This is a genomic window from Flavobacterium taihuense, from assembly GCF_019351435.1.
GTDB lineage: Bacteria > Bacteroidota > Bacteroidia > Flavobacteriales > Flavobacteriaceae > Flavobacterium > Flavobacterium taihuense.
Genome location: NZ_JAHWYN010000005.1, coordinates 91,166 through 106,223, shown reverse-complemented (window position 1 = coordinate 106,223; position 15,058 = coordinate 91,166). Strand labels below are relative to the sequence as shown.

The window sequence follows — 15,058 nt, the reverse complement described above, 5'->3', positions numbered from 1 at the left end:
GAGAAGGAATAAACACAAGCCATTCCATAATATTGTTTATCTCTTAATGTTTTTAAAACACTTTTGCATTTGTAAAAAAAAGACTATTTTAGTTTTATGCAATTTCAAGAAGGATATCATACTTACTACATTTATATAATCACCAATAAAGCAAGAACTGTTTTATACACAGGTGTTACAAATCATTTGAAAATACGTTTAGAGCAACACAAAGACAATATTGTTTCAAAAAATAAAACTTTTGCATCAAGCTATAATGTATGTTTTTTACTTTACTATGAAAAATTTACTTGGATTCAAGAAGCCATTGCGCGTGAAAAAGAAATAAAGCGTTGGAGAAAAGAAAAGAAATTGGATCTTATTAAGACAATCAATCCTGAACTTAATTTTTTGAATCACTTGTTCGAATAGTATTGCGAAGTTTCTCTACGAATCATACCAAAATATTGTCTCACCTCAAATTCTCTCGCAGCAATATTGTCATTCCAACGAAGGAGGAATCTCCCTGAGATATTCCTCGATGTAAACACAATACTATATGGAGCTACTTGTGAAGATCTCTCCTCCGTCGAGATGACAATATTGTGGAATGGCTTGCGGAATAATATTGCGAACTATTCTCTACGAGTCATACCAAAATAATGTCTCTCCACAAAATTCTCTCGCGGCAAGATTGGCATCCCTACGGAGGAAGCATCCCTGTAAGTAATTCTACAATCAAAGTCTTTGCATCTCTTTCTTTTAATTAAATCAGAAAATACTTTAGTGTACTTTATTATTAATTGCTAAATTTCCTATATTAGCTTAACAAATAACCTTTTAAACCATCATTCTATGGCTAATCTAACCAACAACCGAATTAACACCACTGCCACTGCTGCACAAATAACAGCTGTAAAAACAGCCTTGCAAACCATTACTACAAACCTTCCTTTTCTGGTGGGGCTTACTACCGAGGAGCGCATAGCACTTCCGTCGATCAACGTGAGCAACAAAGCTTTTACCGAGGACGCTATTAATGCCGGAGTAAACAACCCCACATTAATACCGTCTTATGTATCGGTAGGCGGTATGCAAAATGACATGCTGCTTTTCACCCAATTGGACGAAATTATTATGATGACCAAACAACTGCTTGAAAAAATGGAAGACACCCAATTACTGGCCGGCAGCGAGGCCTATACATCGGCACTTACATTATACAAACTTTTTGGTTCTGCCGCCGATGCTGGTGTAGCCGGTACCGATGCTATTGTATCACAACTCAAACAACGCTTTGCAGGACAGGGAGGCGCGGGTACTCGTGCTTCAACTCCGAATTGATCGTTTTGCAATAGAAAATAATCACAAAACACTTCTTGTATAAAGAAGCGTTTTTTTATGCTCTTTTCAGAACGATTTTTACTAAGTTCAATTACTTTTGAAGTAAAGCACCAATCCATATCTTTCATTTGTTAGGTATAACAACCAACTAATTTGGTGTTTTTACACAACTCTACTAGTGTTTATAAATAACTAATTTATGCTTTACAACCAAATTATATATGTTTTACAACCAACTAAGTTATGTAAAAACACCAACAAAGCTATGCTTTAAAACTATTTTAGTTATGCTTTACAACCAACTTAGTTATTCAAAAACACCAATTTAGTTAGCCATAAACACCACTTTTTATAAAAAATTGTATATTTGACCTTACAACACTTAAAAACAACAGGATGGAACTCAAAAAAAAATTTCAGCAGCTACGAGAAAATGACTCACCACCTCTAGGGAACTTTATCAAGTGGCACTTTCAGCAAAACAAAACCAAGAAGAAAGAAGTATCGGATTTTTTGCAGGTCTTGCCTACTACCCTCAACCAGTATTTTAAGCAGTCGTCGTTTCAGTTTGCCATATTATGGCGTATTTCGCAGGCCGTACAACATAATTTTTTGATGGAACTGGGCGAAAGACTGGCCATCCCTTATGAAACCAAAGCCGAAAAGGAATTGAAAAACCAACTCGCCGAAAACGAGAAACAAATAGAAACATTACAAACACAACTTGATCTGTTTAAAAAGATTCATAAAATAGAGTAACCGCAAAAGTCTTATAGATGTTTTATAATCTTTATGTTATATATTTGAGAAAATAATAAGTAGGGATTGACAAGGATAGCTACCCAATTATGGTTGCCTTTATGTGACTTTGTGACACATACATACAAGTTATGGGCTATGTTAGCAGAAAACAGAAGACATATTATTTTAAAAAACAGAAAATCCATAAATGAAAATATATTCAGCAATACAAATCGGAGATTATCATCAAAATAATTGTGAAGACCATTTGTATATTGGAGAATATGGAAAAAATAAAATTCTTTGCGCAGTAATGGACGGTTGCACAACTGCATTGGAAAGTCATTTTGCTTCTACTCTAGTTGGAAAAATTCTAAAGAAAATTTGCATTGAAAAAGGTTATAAAGAATTTATTGAACAAAATGAATTAGAACTCAATATTGAAGAAAACTTAAAAACTATTCTTCGAGATTTATTAAATGAGCTCAAAATTGTAAAAAATCAATTAATGCTTGACTCCAAAGAATTATTGACAACCTTAATTATAATGCTGATTGATAAAAATAATGAACAAGGAATAATTTTAGCAATTGGAGATGGATTTGTAAATGTTAATGGAGAAATAACTGAATTTGAACAAGACAATAAACCCGATTATTTAGGTTTTCATTTATCCGAGGATTTTGAAACGTTCTATAATTCTCAAAAACAGAAAATTGAATTTAACAAAATAACAGACTTAAGTATTTCGACTGACGGAATATTTACTTTTGAGCAATTAGCACCGAATAAATCTAAAGAGGAAATTAATGTAATTGAGTTTTTAACAACCGAAAAAACGAATTGTGAAAAAGACGAAATGCTTAATCTAAAACTAAAGATATTAGAAAATGAATTTGGATTGAAACCGACTGATGATTTTTCTATAATCAGAATAACGGAGTAAAAAACACAGCCCATAACAGCCACTACAACGGATTTGGGCAATAGGCTAAATGGAAAGTTGGTTTTGTATTTGGGATGATTTGGCAAATCCGAAAATAGGGCTTAATTTAGTCCCAAACCCGCTGTAGTGCCAGAACGTTAGCAGATATTTTAAAAGAAAATGAAGATAAAAAAAACAGAACTAAAAGAAAATATTGACAGTATTTGGGAGATATCGACATTTTCAAAAGAATGCTTTGGATATGCTTTTTATTTTCATAAACCTGAAACAGAAGATGAATCAGAATTCTTAAATGAATCTCGGGATTTTAAATTTATACGTCACATATTATGGCGAATGACAATAATTGAACTTTCTAAACTTTTTAGCAATTCCAAAAATGATGTGTATAATTTAAATCACTTTATAAACAAACTAAAAAGAAATCAATCTTTTGGTGATATAGGAATATTAGAAGAAAAGATTCAAAACTGGGAGAAAATATTACTGGACAACCAAAAATTAATTAAGAACGTTTTAAATTTAAGAAATAAAGTTTATGCGCACAAAGATCGTAAAAATGATGATTTAAAATTATTAGATATTCGATTTAAAGAAATTGAAATATTGATTAATTTATCAGAAGAAATTATTACAGAAATTCATTCTGTAGCTTTTGATTCTGATGTACGTTTTAAGGCAATTTATTTTAATAAAGATCGATTTAACTTAATTAAAATTCTCGCTGAAGAAAAGAAAAATAGGAGAAACAGAGTCAAAAAAGGAAATTTAGGCTAAATAAAAAACATCTGCTAACAGCTACTACAACGGATTTGGGCAATTGGCTAAACGGAAAGTTGGTTTTGTATTTGGGATGTTTTGGTAAATCCGAATAATGGGTTTAATTTAGTCCCAAAACCCGATAGGCGGATTTGCAATCCGTGCACACAAAGTACATCGACAAAGTGAGAGCAGCGACAAAAAAGAATTGCAAAAAAGAATTGCAAAACAAGTTAAACTTAATAATTGGGTGGTACACGGATTGCAAATCCGCCATCGAATTCTCCTTATGCGTTACGTAAAATGTCTCTGCCTTTTGCGTTTTTTAAGATAGTACCTTTTTCCGTGAATGTCTATAGAATTGTATGCGCTCTAATAGTTATAAAAAAACAGCTTTGGCAAATCGGCACTATCGGAAATGGATAAAAATTTCAATACAGTACTGATTATTCATTTTTTTTTAAATAACTTAACTCCCTAATCCTTAATTAAATAATTTCATTATGAACATTTCAAAAATATTACTTACTATTTGTTTGTCATTTGTTTTTTTTGGGTATGGTCAAAATAAACTGACTGGGAAGGTTGTCGATTTTAACAATAAACCCGTAGCAAAAGCTAAAATATATTTGGATTCCATATACTCCAAAGTCGTAACAAATAAGGATGGTGATTTTGAGGTTTTGGTTCCTGCAAAGGTGAGTACAATCAATGTTTACTCTCACGAATATGGATTATTATCCTCCAAATACAACAATGAAACCAAGATGAGTTTTGTGTTTTTAGAAGCTGATCAATCAAAAAAAATAGAAAAAGGGACTGATGTTTCAATTGCATATTCAAAATCAGAGGACAAATATGTTGCCAAATCTCAAAGTAAAAATACCCAAGGTGACAAGAGTAATTACAACACCATCTATGACATGATACGAGGCAGAGTAGCGGGAGTGACCGTCTCAAGAGATCACAAAATAACCATTCAAGGAGTTAGTTCAATAAATTACGCTTCAGAGCCATTATTTGTTGTTGACGGGATGATAGTTTCAAATATTGATTATCTTATTCCTAATAATGTAAAATCAATAAGGGTTTTGAAAGGTGCTGAAGCTTCTTATTACGGATCTCAAGGGTCTAGCGGCGTTATAGTAATAACAACTATAAAATAATTTTTCATTAAATTTAAATTAAAAAGAATAAGCTACCCCTTTCGGCAAAAAACTGAAAGGGGTTTTTTATTTATTAGAATTCTGAAGAAAAATTAGGAGCAGAAGTTTACCATTATTCATCAGCATCACTCCTGCTGTCCGCTATATCCATCTCGTCGAAAAAACAAGATGGGATGCCGCTCCCATCAGGGCTACATCACCTATTTTATTTTCATAAAATATTCTCCAAAAAAGTCCTCGCTACTTTAAACAAAATCAGCATTTAATAGCTAAACTTTTTTATTTAAAATAAAATGATATTTATCCTTGCAAAAGAGAGAATTGACTTTTTAACAAAAAAAACCCACTTTGTTATTTATAGCGATTCCAAGAATAAAATGCATCATTTAATGATTTTCAATAAAATATATTCAATAATTTTACCATATATTTAATATTCTGCAATTATATGCATGCATAGTAAATATTTTGCCCTTTATACATTTATTATAATTAATTTAGCCAAAATTTATTCTGGAAATTATCAAAATGAAAATAAAAATAACTGGTATAGGAAGCTATATTCCTGAGAAAAAGATTAGCAACACCGATTTTAGTGAACATGTTTTTTTAAATGAAGATGGTTCTCCTTTTGCTTATCCAAACGAAGTCGTAATTAACAAATTCAAAGGTATTACGGGTATCGAAAAAAGAAGATATGCCGAGGATAAATACACTGCCTCAGACTTAGCGTTTTTTGCTTCTCAAAAAGCAATAGAAAATGCAGGAATAGATCCTGAAACACTTGATTATATCATTTTTGCACACAATTTTGGTGATGTAAAATTTGGTACATCCCAATCGGATATAATTCCAAGTTTGGCAACTAGAGTTAAACACCAATTACAGATAAAAAATCCAAAATGTGTCGCTTACGATATTCTTTTTGGTTGTCCAGGTTGGATTGAAGGCGTATTGCAAGCCAATGCATTCATAAAATCAGGCATGGCCAAAAAATGTCTAGTCATAGGTGGCGAAACTTTATCCCGTGTTGTAGATGCTCACGATAGAGATTCTATGATCTACTCTGATGGTGCGGGAGCTTCTGTTATAGAAGCCTCAGATGATGAAACCGGAATGTTATCTTATGAAAGTGCAACTTATGCTGCCGAAGAAGCGAATTTCCTTTACTTCGGAAAATCATACAACCCAGATTTAGACCCAGACACTAAGTACATCAAAATGTACGGTCGTAAAATCTATGAATTTGCCTTGAGCCAAGTTCCAGCAGCCATGAAAAGTTGTTTGGATCAAAGTGGTTTAGGAATTGATGATGTTAAAAAAATCCTTATTCACCAAGCCAACGAAAAAATGGACGAAGCCATCATTCACCGTTTTTACAAATTATATGGGCAAACTCCTCCAAAAGACATTATGCCAATGAGTATACACGAACTTGGAAACAGTAGTGTTGCAACCGTTCCTACGCTTTTTGATCTTTTGATAAGAGGCCAAATCGAAGACCAAGAAATCCATAAAGGAGATGTACTCATTTTTGCTTCTGTGGGAGCAGGAATGAATATCAACGCCTTTGTCTATCGCTATTAAACTAAGCTGTACGCTTATTTATTTTAAGTCCACTCACTATTTTTTGTGCAGTGGGCTTTTTTTTTAAAAGCAAAATCAAATACAAATCTCTTATCCACATAGATATTCTTGGACAAATTTGAAATTACAAACCGTATAAGAAACAGAATCTTTATATTTGCAAACTCTAAAGCAAAAGCGATAGTTAAAAATTAAAAACATGTACGAAAAAACGTTTCCCAATAAAAGATTCAAACATACTTTAGAATTTTTAAAAAAACATATCAACACCTCGCAAACCATACTAGATTTGGGAGTTGACAATCCTTTTTCTAAAATCATGAAAGAAGAAGGCTTCACCGTAAAAAACACTACTGGCGAAGATTTGGACGTAAATCAAAGTGTTTTTTCCGAAGGAAAACAAGATGTGGTAACGGCTTTTGAAATTTTCGAACATTTACTCAATCCCTATACTATTTTAACCGAAATCAAATCGGACAAATTAGTAATATCAATCCCCTTGCGATTGTGGTTTTCATCAGCTTATCGCAGTAAAACGGATATGTGGGACAGACATTACCACGAATTTGAAGACTGGCAATTGGACTGGTTATTGGAAAAAACAGGATGGAAAATCATTGATAGAGAGAAATTCACCCATCCAGTTAAAAAAATTGGATTTCGCCCATTATTGCGATTTTTCACTCCCAGATATTACATTGTTTACGCGGAAAAAATTCAGAGTTAAGATTACTGATTAACGCTTTTTGATTAACGTTTTGCAACAAACCGTTAATCAAAAATCTAAAATTTTTTAAATGAAATACTACATCGTAATTCCGACCTACAACGAAGAAGCCTTTATCGCTTTGACCTTGCAATCCTTGATTTCGCAAACTGTTTTACCAAAAAAAGTAGTGATTGTCAACGATAATTCTACCGATAAAACGGCCGAAATTGTTTTGGCTTTCGCCAAAGACCATCCGTTTATTACTTTGGTAAACAAAACCTCCGAAGCAATACATTTACCCGGAAGCAAGGTAATTCAAGCTTTTCAAAAAGGATTTGAAACTTTGGACGAAGATTATGATTTAATCGTAAAAATTGATGCCGATTTAATTTTTCCTTCTAATTACTTCGAAACCATAATTAAACATTTTCAATCCGATTCAACAATTGGAATGGCAGGCGGATTTTGCTACATTGAAAAAAATGGCGATTGGATTTTAGAAAACCTAACCGATAAAGACCATATTCGAGGTGCATTAAAAGCCTATCGAAAAGAAACCTTTCAGCAAATTGGAGGCTTAAAACCCGCAATGGGTTGGGATACCGTAGATGAATTACTTTGTAAATTCTACAATTGGAAAGTAGTCACAGACTCCTCTTTGCACGTAAAACACCTCAAACCAACCGGAGCCAATTACAGTAAAACAGCTCGTTACAAACAAGGAGAAGCTTTTTACACACTTGGATACGGTTTCTGGATTACAGCAATTGCATCGGTAAAATTGGCCATGATGAAGAAAAAACCACTTCTCTTTCTCGATTACATCAAAGGTTTTTGGAAAGCACAAAAAGCAAAAACACCTTTATTGGTAACCCACGAACAAGCCCGTTTCATAAGAAACTATCGTTTACAAAAAATGAAAGAAAAATTGTTTTAATACTATACTCTTCTGAATTAAAAACAAAATCTAAAATTCCAACAAAATACAGTATTTTTGCGTACTTGTATTTTTTTCTGAATACTGCAACCTGTAAACTGAATACTAAAAAATGATGCTTATTCGCTATACCTCCCAAATCGGGAAATATTTTTTAATGTGGAAAGAAATCTTCAACAAACCAACAAAATGGTCTGTCATGAAAGGTCTAATTTTCAAAGAAGTCGATGATTTAATTATTGATTCATTGGGAATTGTTGCTTTCATCTCTTTCTTCGTTGGTGGAGTTGTTTCTATGCAAACCGCTTTGAACCTTACCAACTCTTTTATCCCAAAATACCTTATCGGGTACGCCACACGTCAGTCTGTAATTTTAGAATTTGCACCAACTTTCATGTCTATCATTATGGCCGGAAAAATGGGTTCTTTTATAACTTCCAGTATAGGATCGATGCGCGTTACCGAACAAATTGACGCACTAGAAGTAATGGGGGTTAACTCTCTTAATTATTTGGTTTTTCCTAAAATTATAGCTTTACTTTTATATCCCTTCCTTATTGGTATCGGAATGTTTTTAGGCATAGCTGGTGGTTATATCGCAACAGTTTATGGAGGTTTTGGCGCCAGTATTGACTTTATCGAAGGGATACAGCGAGATTTTATTCCTTTCCACATTGTTTATGCATTTACCAAGACTTTTATTTTCGGGATGCTTTTAGCGACTATACCATCTTTTCATGGCTACTATATGAAAGGTGGAGCACTTGAGGTTGGTAAAGCCAGTACGGTCTCTTTTGTATGGACTTCGGTTACCATCATCTTGCTAAATTATATTATTACCCAATTACTTTTAACAAAATGATAGAAATAAAAAACATAGAAAAATCATTTGGCGGTGTCAAAATTCTAAAAGGAGTTTCCAGTGTTTTTGAAGCAGGAAAAACCAATTTGATTATCGGTCAAAGTGGATCTGGAAAAACCGTTTTATTAAAATCATTATTGGGAATTCACACTCCAGAAGTAGGGACCATTTCTTTTGACGGACGTATTTACTCTGATTTAAGCGCCGATGAAAAAAGAGAAATCCGCACCGAAATTGGTATGCTTTTTCAAGGAAGTGCTCTTTTTGACAGTATGACTGTTGCCGAGAACGTGGCTTTCCCTCTAAAAATGTTTACTAATGACAGCAATGCTAAAATTCAAAAACGTGTTGATTTTGTTTTAGAAAGAGTAAACCTAGTGGGCGCACACAAAAAATTACCTTCTGAGATTTCAGGAGGAATGCAAAAAAGGGTCGCTATTGCCCGTGCCATTGTAAATAATCCAAAATATTTATTTTGCGACGAACCCAACTCAGGATTGGATCCCAATACCGCAATTTTAATTGACAACCTAATCCGGGAAATCACAGAAGAATACAATATCACAACGGTCGTAAACACCCATGATATGAACTCTGTAATGGAAATTGGCGATAAAATTTTATTTCTAAAAAATGGCGTTAAAGCCTGGGAAGGAACCAAAGAAGATATTTTCCTTACCGAAAATGAAGCTATTGTTGAATTTGTTTATTCTTCTGAATTATTCAAGAAAGTAAGAGAAGCGTATTTGAAAGGGTAGGTTTTTAACTTTTATGTTTGAAATAAAAATGGTTTTGAGAAAACTCAAAACCATTTTAAACAATATAATCAATTTTTGAGATTTAATTTATAATTATTTTTTTTGTAAGCATGACATCCTTTATTTGAACTTTTAGAATATAAACACCATTCTTTATTCCATCCATAAAATAATCATTTGTCTTATAGTTTCTAATTTCCGCACCATAAATATCATATAATTTTGCCGAAGTTATTTCTTTATCAGAAACATTTGTAGTTTGAATACTTGTTTTCTGGGGACCTGTAATTCCTTCACAAGGGTCAATTATTTTATTTGCAACATACCCATTTGATGATTTTGCAACCAAATTATAGGCATTATCACAAGGAACAGGTGGAGCACAGGTAACAACTCTTGTTATAGAAGTAGTTCCACATGCATTTGTTGCAGTAATTACTAAAGTTATTGTCCAATTAAAATTTGGTCCATTCCCAAAACCACTAAGACCACTTCCCCCACCATTACCACTATTGGTTGATGCTATCTTAGTCCACGTTGTTGATGTAATTCCTTGTTGTGTAATATCAACATTATTGGCACTGACCAAATCTATAGTAGCATAATTACTATCAGATGTTAATTTTATTTCAATGCTAGGTTTACCAACAAAAATAGATTTAGTCAAAGTTTTATACCCACAATTACTATTTCCAAAATAAGAACTTAAAATAACTTTACCACTTGCTGATGCTGATAAGGGATTTAATACAACTGGATTTGTTCCATTTCCCGAAAGTGTTACCAAATTTGCACCTTCTGCGATAGTCCAGCTACATGTAGCACCACTAGGAACAGAATATGTGCCACTACTACATAATACAGCGTTTCCTGTGATTTGAGAATCTGAACAGATATAGGAACAATCCGTTTTTTCAGGGATTAAACTAGCATTGCTCAAAGCATTTAGTTCTGATGCTAACCATTTTCCGTTCCTAGTGTCAAATGAAATGTGCTGTTTGTTGTGTGCATTTGGGTTTGCCTTATCAAAATCTGTGGTAAAATTGGCAAACGGGCTATTCTTGGGGGCAACAAGTGGTATTGCTCCAACATAGGACTTTTTGTAGTCCACATCAATTAAGGGAACGTTTCTTTTTCCAATATCCAAAGCACTTGCTGTTGGAATAAAACCAAAATGATCTCTTATAACAAGATTTGGACTGCTAACTGTCCCCGCAAGAGTTTTTGTATCAAAATAACCTCCTCCATAAGTATCAAAAGGTAAAGTAGCCGATGGTTGATTTTTCGTTACATTAGTAATGTCAATTGTGATATTTAGAGCCCAAAGAATTTTCTTGGTATAAGATACACGACCTTTATATATTTGGTTTCCAGAACTGTCATATAATGATTTTGCCTGAAAATCAACATTATATTTTGAATGTCCAGGAAAAGCTCCTAAAACCGCTACACCATACAAATCTCTATCAATGTAATCGCCACCTATAGCACCACCTAAAGGATTATAAACCAAACTTAATAAATCCCCCCAAAAGGATAGCCCTTTATTCAATTGAAAATTGACCAAATCGTCTCCTGGGTTAAAAGTTTGGGTTGTACCGCATTCACTACCATTACTGATAGCTATATTCCTGCATTGTACAGGGTAACCTCCGCTATTAGCAAGTCCTTTACCTTTTAGTTCATTGTAGAAAGAAGTGTTTTCTGAATTGTCTATTGTGTAACTTGGATTTACAAAATTTGCTATCAATTGTTTAGAAGCTGGAGCATCTAGAATGGATAAATACGAAGAAACGGGTTGGGAATCTGTATGCATAGGCAAAAACGTTTCTCCTCCATACAATAATAAAGGAGATTTTACATACTGTCTAGTAAGATGACGAAACATATACTGAAAAGAAATCGGAATATTAGCTCCTTGTTGTGGTGCATCATGCGAGATAAATAAACTCGTTTTATGATCCACACCTCTTTGCTCCATATCTGCAAGGGCGTAACGAGCAATAACACCACCCATACTTTGTCCCAAAATTACATTTTTCGTAGTACTTCCACTCAAAACTTTTCTAGCATTCACATAATTTATAACGGCCTCAAGCGCATAAGCATTGCGTTGCATATAATCTACGCCATTGTCCCAATCTACATAAACAATGTCGTATTGCTTATTGTCTTCATAAATTAGATTTTTTAATTCTGAACTAAATGAATTAAAAAGTGTATTCCTAAAAGTAGCATATGTATTGTTTCCATACGCTTTTTCAGGATTCAATACTACACCAAGGTCAAATCCTTCGGCTACAATTAGCGGTTTTTTGAGTCCCTGATTAGGGTCTCCAGCATAATCAATCGTAAGTTTTACAGTTCCCAATCCTCCTAAATAAGGAATTGTAGCTGTTATGCTTACCGGACTTTCAGTTGCAGAGATTCTACAGGTTTGACAGGGTGGAGGGACTGGAAGTCCTATTTGTCCATTAGTTGAATTTTTTCCAATCTTCATTCTAGATTGATTGTATAAAGAGGTGCCATTGGTCAGGTTGAGTTTGTACTTCCAAATTTTCAAACCATACGATGTATAACTAACTGCAATATTTTGATTGTAAGGGACAGTTACATATCCTTGACCGTTATCAAAATCTATTTGTATGCTTGCGATAAGGTTCTGATAATTAGAAATAAATATATTTGATGGGATTTTAACCTGCATACTCAATTCGTCATATTGTTTTATAGGAGCTGCCATTGCAAAAGTCTGTAACTCTTCGTACGGATTTTGCCACATACCGCTGATTACCTTGTCATAAAATTTATTGCTAGACAATGTAATTTTATTGGCAGTAAGGGCATTACTCGCAAACTGTGAATATTTAAAATACAAACCACTTAAAGCAATCACACCAGCAGTTCTATTACTATTCCATCTAGTGTCATATTCTGTAGGGGTTATCCATGCGGTACTCAATTCCCTTACTCTACTAGAAAGCAAAGTATTGTAGATTTGTTTTAAACTAGATTTGTCTGAATACGTACTATCCGTAAGTGTACCGTTGTAAGCAGGCACATTGGTAAATTCCATACCATAATCGAGCAGGATACCGTGGGGTACTTTGGTTTTGTCCAACGATCCAAACACAGTATTCATTTGTGTCGCAAAAGTAGTGTTGATATCTTGTTGTGCATTTGTAAATACAGAAAACAAGAGAGAAAAAAGAAATAATACATTTTTTTTCATAGTTTTGGTTCTAATTAAATGGTAGTTAAGTGATTGTTTTTTTAAATTTAAAACTACCAGCCTAGCTGATAGTTCTCTTTTTTATAGATTTATATTGCATTAATATTCCATGTCAAAGCGCCCTTCTCTTATCTTAACAGCTTTCCCCTCAGAGTTTATCGCATCAAACCAAAATGTACCAGAAATTATAGCTTTGTCAAAATTATGATTAGTGATTTTTAGTTCTCCATTTACCAATAATGTAGTTAGATATTTGTCTTCACTAAAATCAGAGTAATAAATAATATAACTACCATATTTTGTATTAGACTTATATTCTGTAAGTTGATATGTCTGACCTACTTCTAGTTTTTGATTTAAACTGGCAATTCCAATGCTTTTTTGAATATTATTTTTGTTTTCCGTAATCGACAACCCAAAATTCAATCCATCTTGGTAGAAACAATTCAATATTATTCCAGTTCCTTTTGGTAAAAGAGCTTCCCCATTTACCAAACATCCAGCAGTATTCGCACCAATTTGTGTCGCAGGTGGTAGTTGGTCAATTGGGTTCATGGGCTTGTCATCGTCTTTGTTACAAGAGATTAGTAATGTAATTGTTGCGAATAAAAAAAATAGTTTTTTCATAATTATTGTTTATTTGGTGTTATTCATCTTTATTATTTTACGTTCAAAAATAGTTGCAGTATAATTATTACCTTTTGCCAAACCAAAATCGTATTCCTACTTCAAGATTAAGTTGATTTGAAGAAGTGTAGTTTATATCTAATGAAGAACTTGCTCTTACTTTTGACAAATCAATAATGCCGTATCCTATACTCGAATATAGACTTATATTATTATGGAGAAAATAATTGATTTCGGGTGCAATAAAATAGGTCGTTCCAGTAGTGTAGTACTTTTTTTTAGAGCTATACAAATAAGGATATAATTCATTTTTTAGATTAAAAGTCGCTATTCCAATTTTTGGCACAAAAAGCCATTTATTATTAAGTTGAGCATAGTAACAAGAATAAAAACCCCATTCTATAAAGGTTCCCTTAACACTGTTTCCTACATATTGAGTTGTTTGTAGTGAGGCACTATTTTTTTTGAAATAGAATCCTGCACCAAAATTTTTGCAAACATTAACACTACTGCCCGTAGCTACTGGATAGCTATCATTATATGTTTTTGCAATAAAATTATTCCCCATATAGGTTTTAAATCCTATTGAAAACCCAAAAGATACTAATTTATCGAAATGTGTTTCTGCGTTTTGAGAATGTATGAAACTGGAAAGAAATAAAAAAGAGAAGACAAGTGATTTTTTCATTCTCTAATAACTTTAATACTTTGTAAATCAAACGTATAATCATACATTTTATTAAAGTCTAATTTTGCCGCATTTAATTCGTATGATTTTGTTTGTATTGAATCAATTATTTTATAGTCGTTATCTATGAGTAAAAAATTTACTGTGTTTGATTTTGGGAAAGTAATTTGAAAATCCCCATTTTGATTTGTTTTTCCATAGGCCATAACTACCTCATCTTCATCTTTTCCTAAAGAATTATCATAAATAATTATTCGAGCATAAACCTTTAAATTAAGATTTGAAACAGGTTTGTCATTTGCATCTGTTATCTTTCCTTTTACGGTATAAAAGGTATCTCCATAAAATTCTAATGGCTCACAACTTATACTTAAGAATAATAAAATTAGAAGTAGTTGTTTTTTCATATTATAATTAAGAGACATTTCTCTCAAAAATAATTATTTTTAAGCTATTTCATGTTAAATTATAGTTAATTAAATAGTTGCATTAGACTCAACAATAATTCATTTATGGTATAATTTGAATTGCAAATAAACTATGAGTAACCACTCAAGGAATTATGTAGTAAAATTTAAAAAAACATTCTATCCTTTAAAAGAACAAAATCTTGGGAAAGAAACAAAGAAGACATTTTCCTTACCGAAAATGAAGCTATTGTTGAATTTGTATATTCTTCTGAATTATTCAAGAAAGTAAGAGAAGCCTATTTAAAAGGATAAA

General features: G+C 32.8%; 15 protein-coding genes and 1 pseudogene. 12 read left to right on the top strand and 4 right to left on the bottom strand.

Annotated features, from left to right (window positions below):
• Positions 1–96 precede the first annotated feature (96 nt).
• The 11 genes from KZH69_RS07080 (at position 97) to KZH69_RS07030 (ending at position 9,788) form a co-directional block, all read left to right on the top strand.
• Entirely contained in the window at positions 97–411 is a 315-nt protein-coding gene (locus KZH69_RS07080) for a GIY-YIG nuclease family protein (protein WP_219316758.1), read from the top strand.
• A 423-nt stretch (positions 412–834) separates the two neighbouring features.
• A complete protein-coding gene (locus KZH69_RS07075; RefSeq protein ID WP_219316757.1) occupies positions 835–1,323 on the top strand; it encodes a hypothetical protein in 489 nt (162 codons plus the stop codon).
• A 396-nt stretch (positions 1,324–1,719) separates the two neighbouring features.
• On the top strand, positions 1,720–2,082 hold the full coding sequence (locus KZH69_RS07070; protein ID WP_219316756.1) for a hypothetical protein: 363 nt from the start codon (positions 1,720–1,722) through the stop codon (positions 2,080–2,082).
• A 190-nt stretch (positions 2,083–2,272) separates the two neighbouring features.
• Positions 2,273–3,010, top strand: coding sequence for a protein phosphatase 2C domain-containing protein (locus tag KZH69_RS07065; RefSeq protein WP_219316755.1), 738 nt, complete (start codon positions 2,273–2,275; stop codon positions 3,008–3,010).
• 159 nt (positions 3,011–3,169) lie between these two features.
• A complete protein-coding gene (locus KZH69_RS07060) occupies positions 3,170–3,787 on the top strand; it encodes an AbiU2 domain-containing protein (protein WP_219316754.1) in 618 nt (205 codons plus the stop codon).
• Positions 3,788–4,272: 485 nt separating this feature from the next.
• Positions 4,273–4,935 carry a TonB-dependent receptor plug domain-containing protein gene (locus KZH69_RS07055; RefSeq protein ID WP_219316753.1) on the top strand — a complete coding sequence of 221 codons (663 nt, stop codon included), beginning with the start codon at positions 4,273–4,275 and terminating at the stop codon, positions 4,933–4,935.
• Between the two features lie 528 nt (positions 4,936–5,463).
• The gene (locus KZH69_RS07050; RefSeq protein WP_219316752.1) at positions 5,464–6,522 is read left to right on the top strand and encodes a 3-oxoacyl-ACP synthase III family protein; all 1,059 of its coding nucleotides are present in this window, start codon (positions 5,464–5,466) and stop codon (positions 6,520–6,522) included.
• A gap of 199 nt (positions 6,523–6,721) precedes the next feature.
• Entirely contained in the window at positions 6,722–7,249 is a 528-nt protein-coding gene (locus tag KZH69_RS07045) for a methyltransferase domain-containing protein (protein ID WP_219316751.1), read from the top strand.
• Positions 7,250–7,319: 70 nt separating this feature from the next.
• The gene (locus tag KZH69_RS07040; protein WP_219316750.1) at positions 7,320–8,168 is read left to right on the top strand and encodes a glycosyltransferase family 2 protein; all 849 of its coding nucleotides are present in this window, start codon (positions 7,320–7,322) and stop codon (positions 8,166–8,168) included.
• Between the two features lie 112 nt (positions 8,169–8,280).
• On the top strand, positions 8,281–9,030 hold the full coding sequence (locus tag KZH69_RS07035; protein ID WP_219316749.1) for an MlaE family ABC transporter permease: 750 nt from the start codon (positions 8,281–8,283) through the stop codon (positions 9,028–9,030).
• On the top strand, positions 9,027–9,788 hold the full coding sequence (locus KZH69_RS07030; protein ID WP_219316748.1) for an ABC transporter ATP-binding protein: 762 nt from the start codon (positions 9,027–9,029) through the stop codon (positions 9,786–9,788). The genes KZH69_RS07035 and KZH69_RS07030 overlap by 4 nt, the downstream gene beginning before the upstream one ends.
• Positions 9,789–9,870: 82 nt before the next feature.
• Here the strand turns inward: KZH69_RS07030 and KZH69_RS07025 are convergent, their stop codons facing one another.
• The 4 genes from KZH69_RS07025 to KZH69_RS07010 form a co-directional block, all read right to left on the bottom strand.
• A complete protein-coding gene (locus KZH69_RS07025; protein WP_219316747.1) occupies positions 9,871–13,020 on the bottom strand; it encodes a T9SS type A sorting domain-containing protein in 3,150 nt (1,049 codons plus the stop codon).
• Between the two features lie 99 nt (positions 13,021–13,119).
• The gene (locus KZH69_RS07020) at positions 13,120–13,647 is read right to left on the bottom strand and encodes a Riean_0653 family protein (protein WP_219316746.1); all 528 of its coding nucleotides are present in this window, start codon (positions 13,645–13,647) and stop codon (positions 13,120–13,122) included.
• Positions 13,648–13,714: 67 nt separating this feature from the next.
• Positions 13,715–14,335 (bottom strand): hypothetical protein, encoded by a 621-nt coding sequence (locus KZH69_RS07015; RefSeq protein ID WP_219316745.1) that lies wholly within the window; start codon positions 14,333–14,335, stop codon positions 13,715–13,717.
• Positions 14,332–14,742 (bottom strand): carboxypeptidase-like regulatory domain-containing protein, encoded by a 411-nt coding sequence (locus KZH69_RS07010; protein WP_219316744.1) that lies wholly within the window; start codon positions 14,740–14,742, stop codon positions 14,332–14,334. Before KZH69_RS07010 ends, KZH69_RS07015 begins: the two co-directional genes overlap by 4 nt.
• Positions 14,743–14,940: 198 nt before the next feature.
• On the opposite strand from KZH69_RS07010, the pseudogene KZH69_RS20745 reads away from it, so the two are divergent.
• A pseudogene (locus KZH69_RS20745) lies at positions 14,941–15,057 on the top strand (ABC transporter ATP-binding protein); the annotation flags it as partial.
• Position 15,058 lies beyond the last annotated feature (1 nt).

Bases quoted from the DNA above. Each gene is read 5' to 3' on its own strand.
- KZH69_RS07015 (WP_219316745.1), bottom strand. From the start codon at position 14,335: ATGAAAAAATCACTTGTCTTCTCTTTTTTATTTCTTTCCAGTTTCATA.
- KZH69_RS07050 (WP_219316752.1), top strand. From the start codon at position 5,464: ATGAAAATAAAAATAACTGGTATAGGAAGCTATATTCCTGAGAAAAAG.
- KZH69_RS07010 (WP_219316744.1), bottom strand. From the start codon at position 14,742: ATGAAAAAACAACTACTTCTAATTTTATTATTCTTAAGTATAAGTTGT.
- KZH69_RS07055 (WP_219316753.1), top strand. From the start codon at position 4,273: ATGAACATTTCAAAAATATTACTTACTATTTGTTTGTCATTTGTTTTT.
- KZH69_RS07030 (WP_219316748.1), top strand. From the start codon at position 9,027: ATGATAGAAATAAAAAACATAGAAAAATCATTTGGCGGTGTCAAAATT.
- KZH69_RS07025 (WP_219316747.1), bottom strand. From the start codon at position 13,020: ATGAAAAAAAATGTATTATTTCTTTTTTCTCTCTTGTTTTCTGTATTT.
- KZH69_RS07035 (WP_219316749.1), top strand. From the start codon at position 8,281: ATGATGCTTATTCGCTATACCTCCCAAATCGGGAAATATTTTTTAATG.
- KZH69_RS07080 (WP_219316758.1), top strand. From the start codon at position 97: ATGCAATTTCAAGAAGGATATCATACTTACTACATTTATATAATCACC.
- KZH69_RS07020 (WP_219316746.1), bottom strand. From the start codon at position 13,647: ATGAAAAAACTATTTTTTTTATTCGCAACAATTACATTACTAATCTCT.
- KZH69_RS07060 (WP_219316754.1), top strand. From the start codon at position 3,170: ATGAAGATAAAAAAAACAGAACTAAAAGAAAATATTGACAGTATTTGG.
- KZH69_RS07075 (WP_219316757.1), top strand. From the start codon at position 835: ATGGCTAATCTAACCAACAACCGAATTAACACCACTGCCACTGCTGCA.
- KZH69_RS07040 (WP_219316750.1), top strand. From the start codon at position 7,320: ATGAAATACTACATCGTAATTCCGACCTACAACGAAGAAGCCTTTATC.
- KZH69_RS07070 (WP_219316756.1), top strand. From the start codon at position 1,720: ATGGAACTCAAAAAAAAATTTCAGCAGCTACGAGAAAATGACTCACCA.
- KZH69_RS07065 (WP_219316755.1), top strand. From the start codon at position 2,273: ATGAAAATATATTCAGCAATACAAATCGGAGATTATCATCAAAATAAT.
- KZH69_RS07045 (WP_219316751.1), top strand. From the start codon at position 6,722: ATGTACGAAAAAACGTTTCCCAATAAAAGATTCAAACATACTTTAGAA.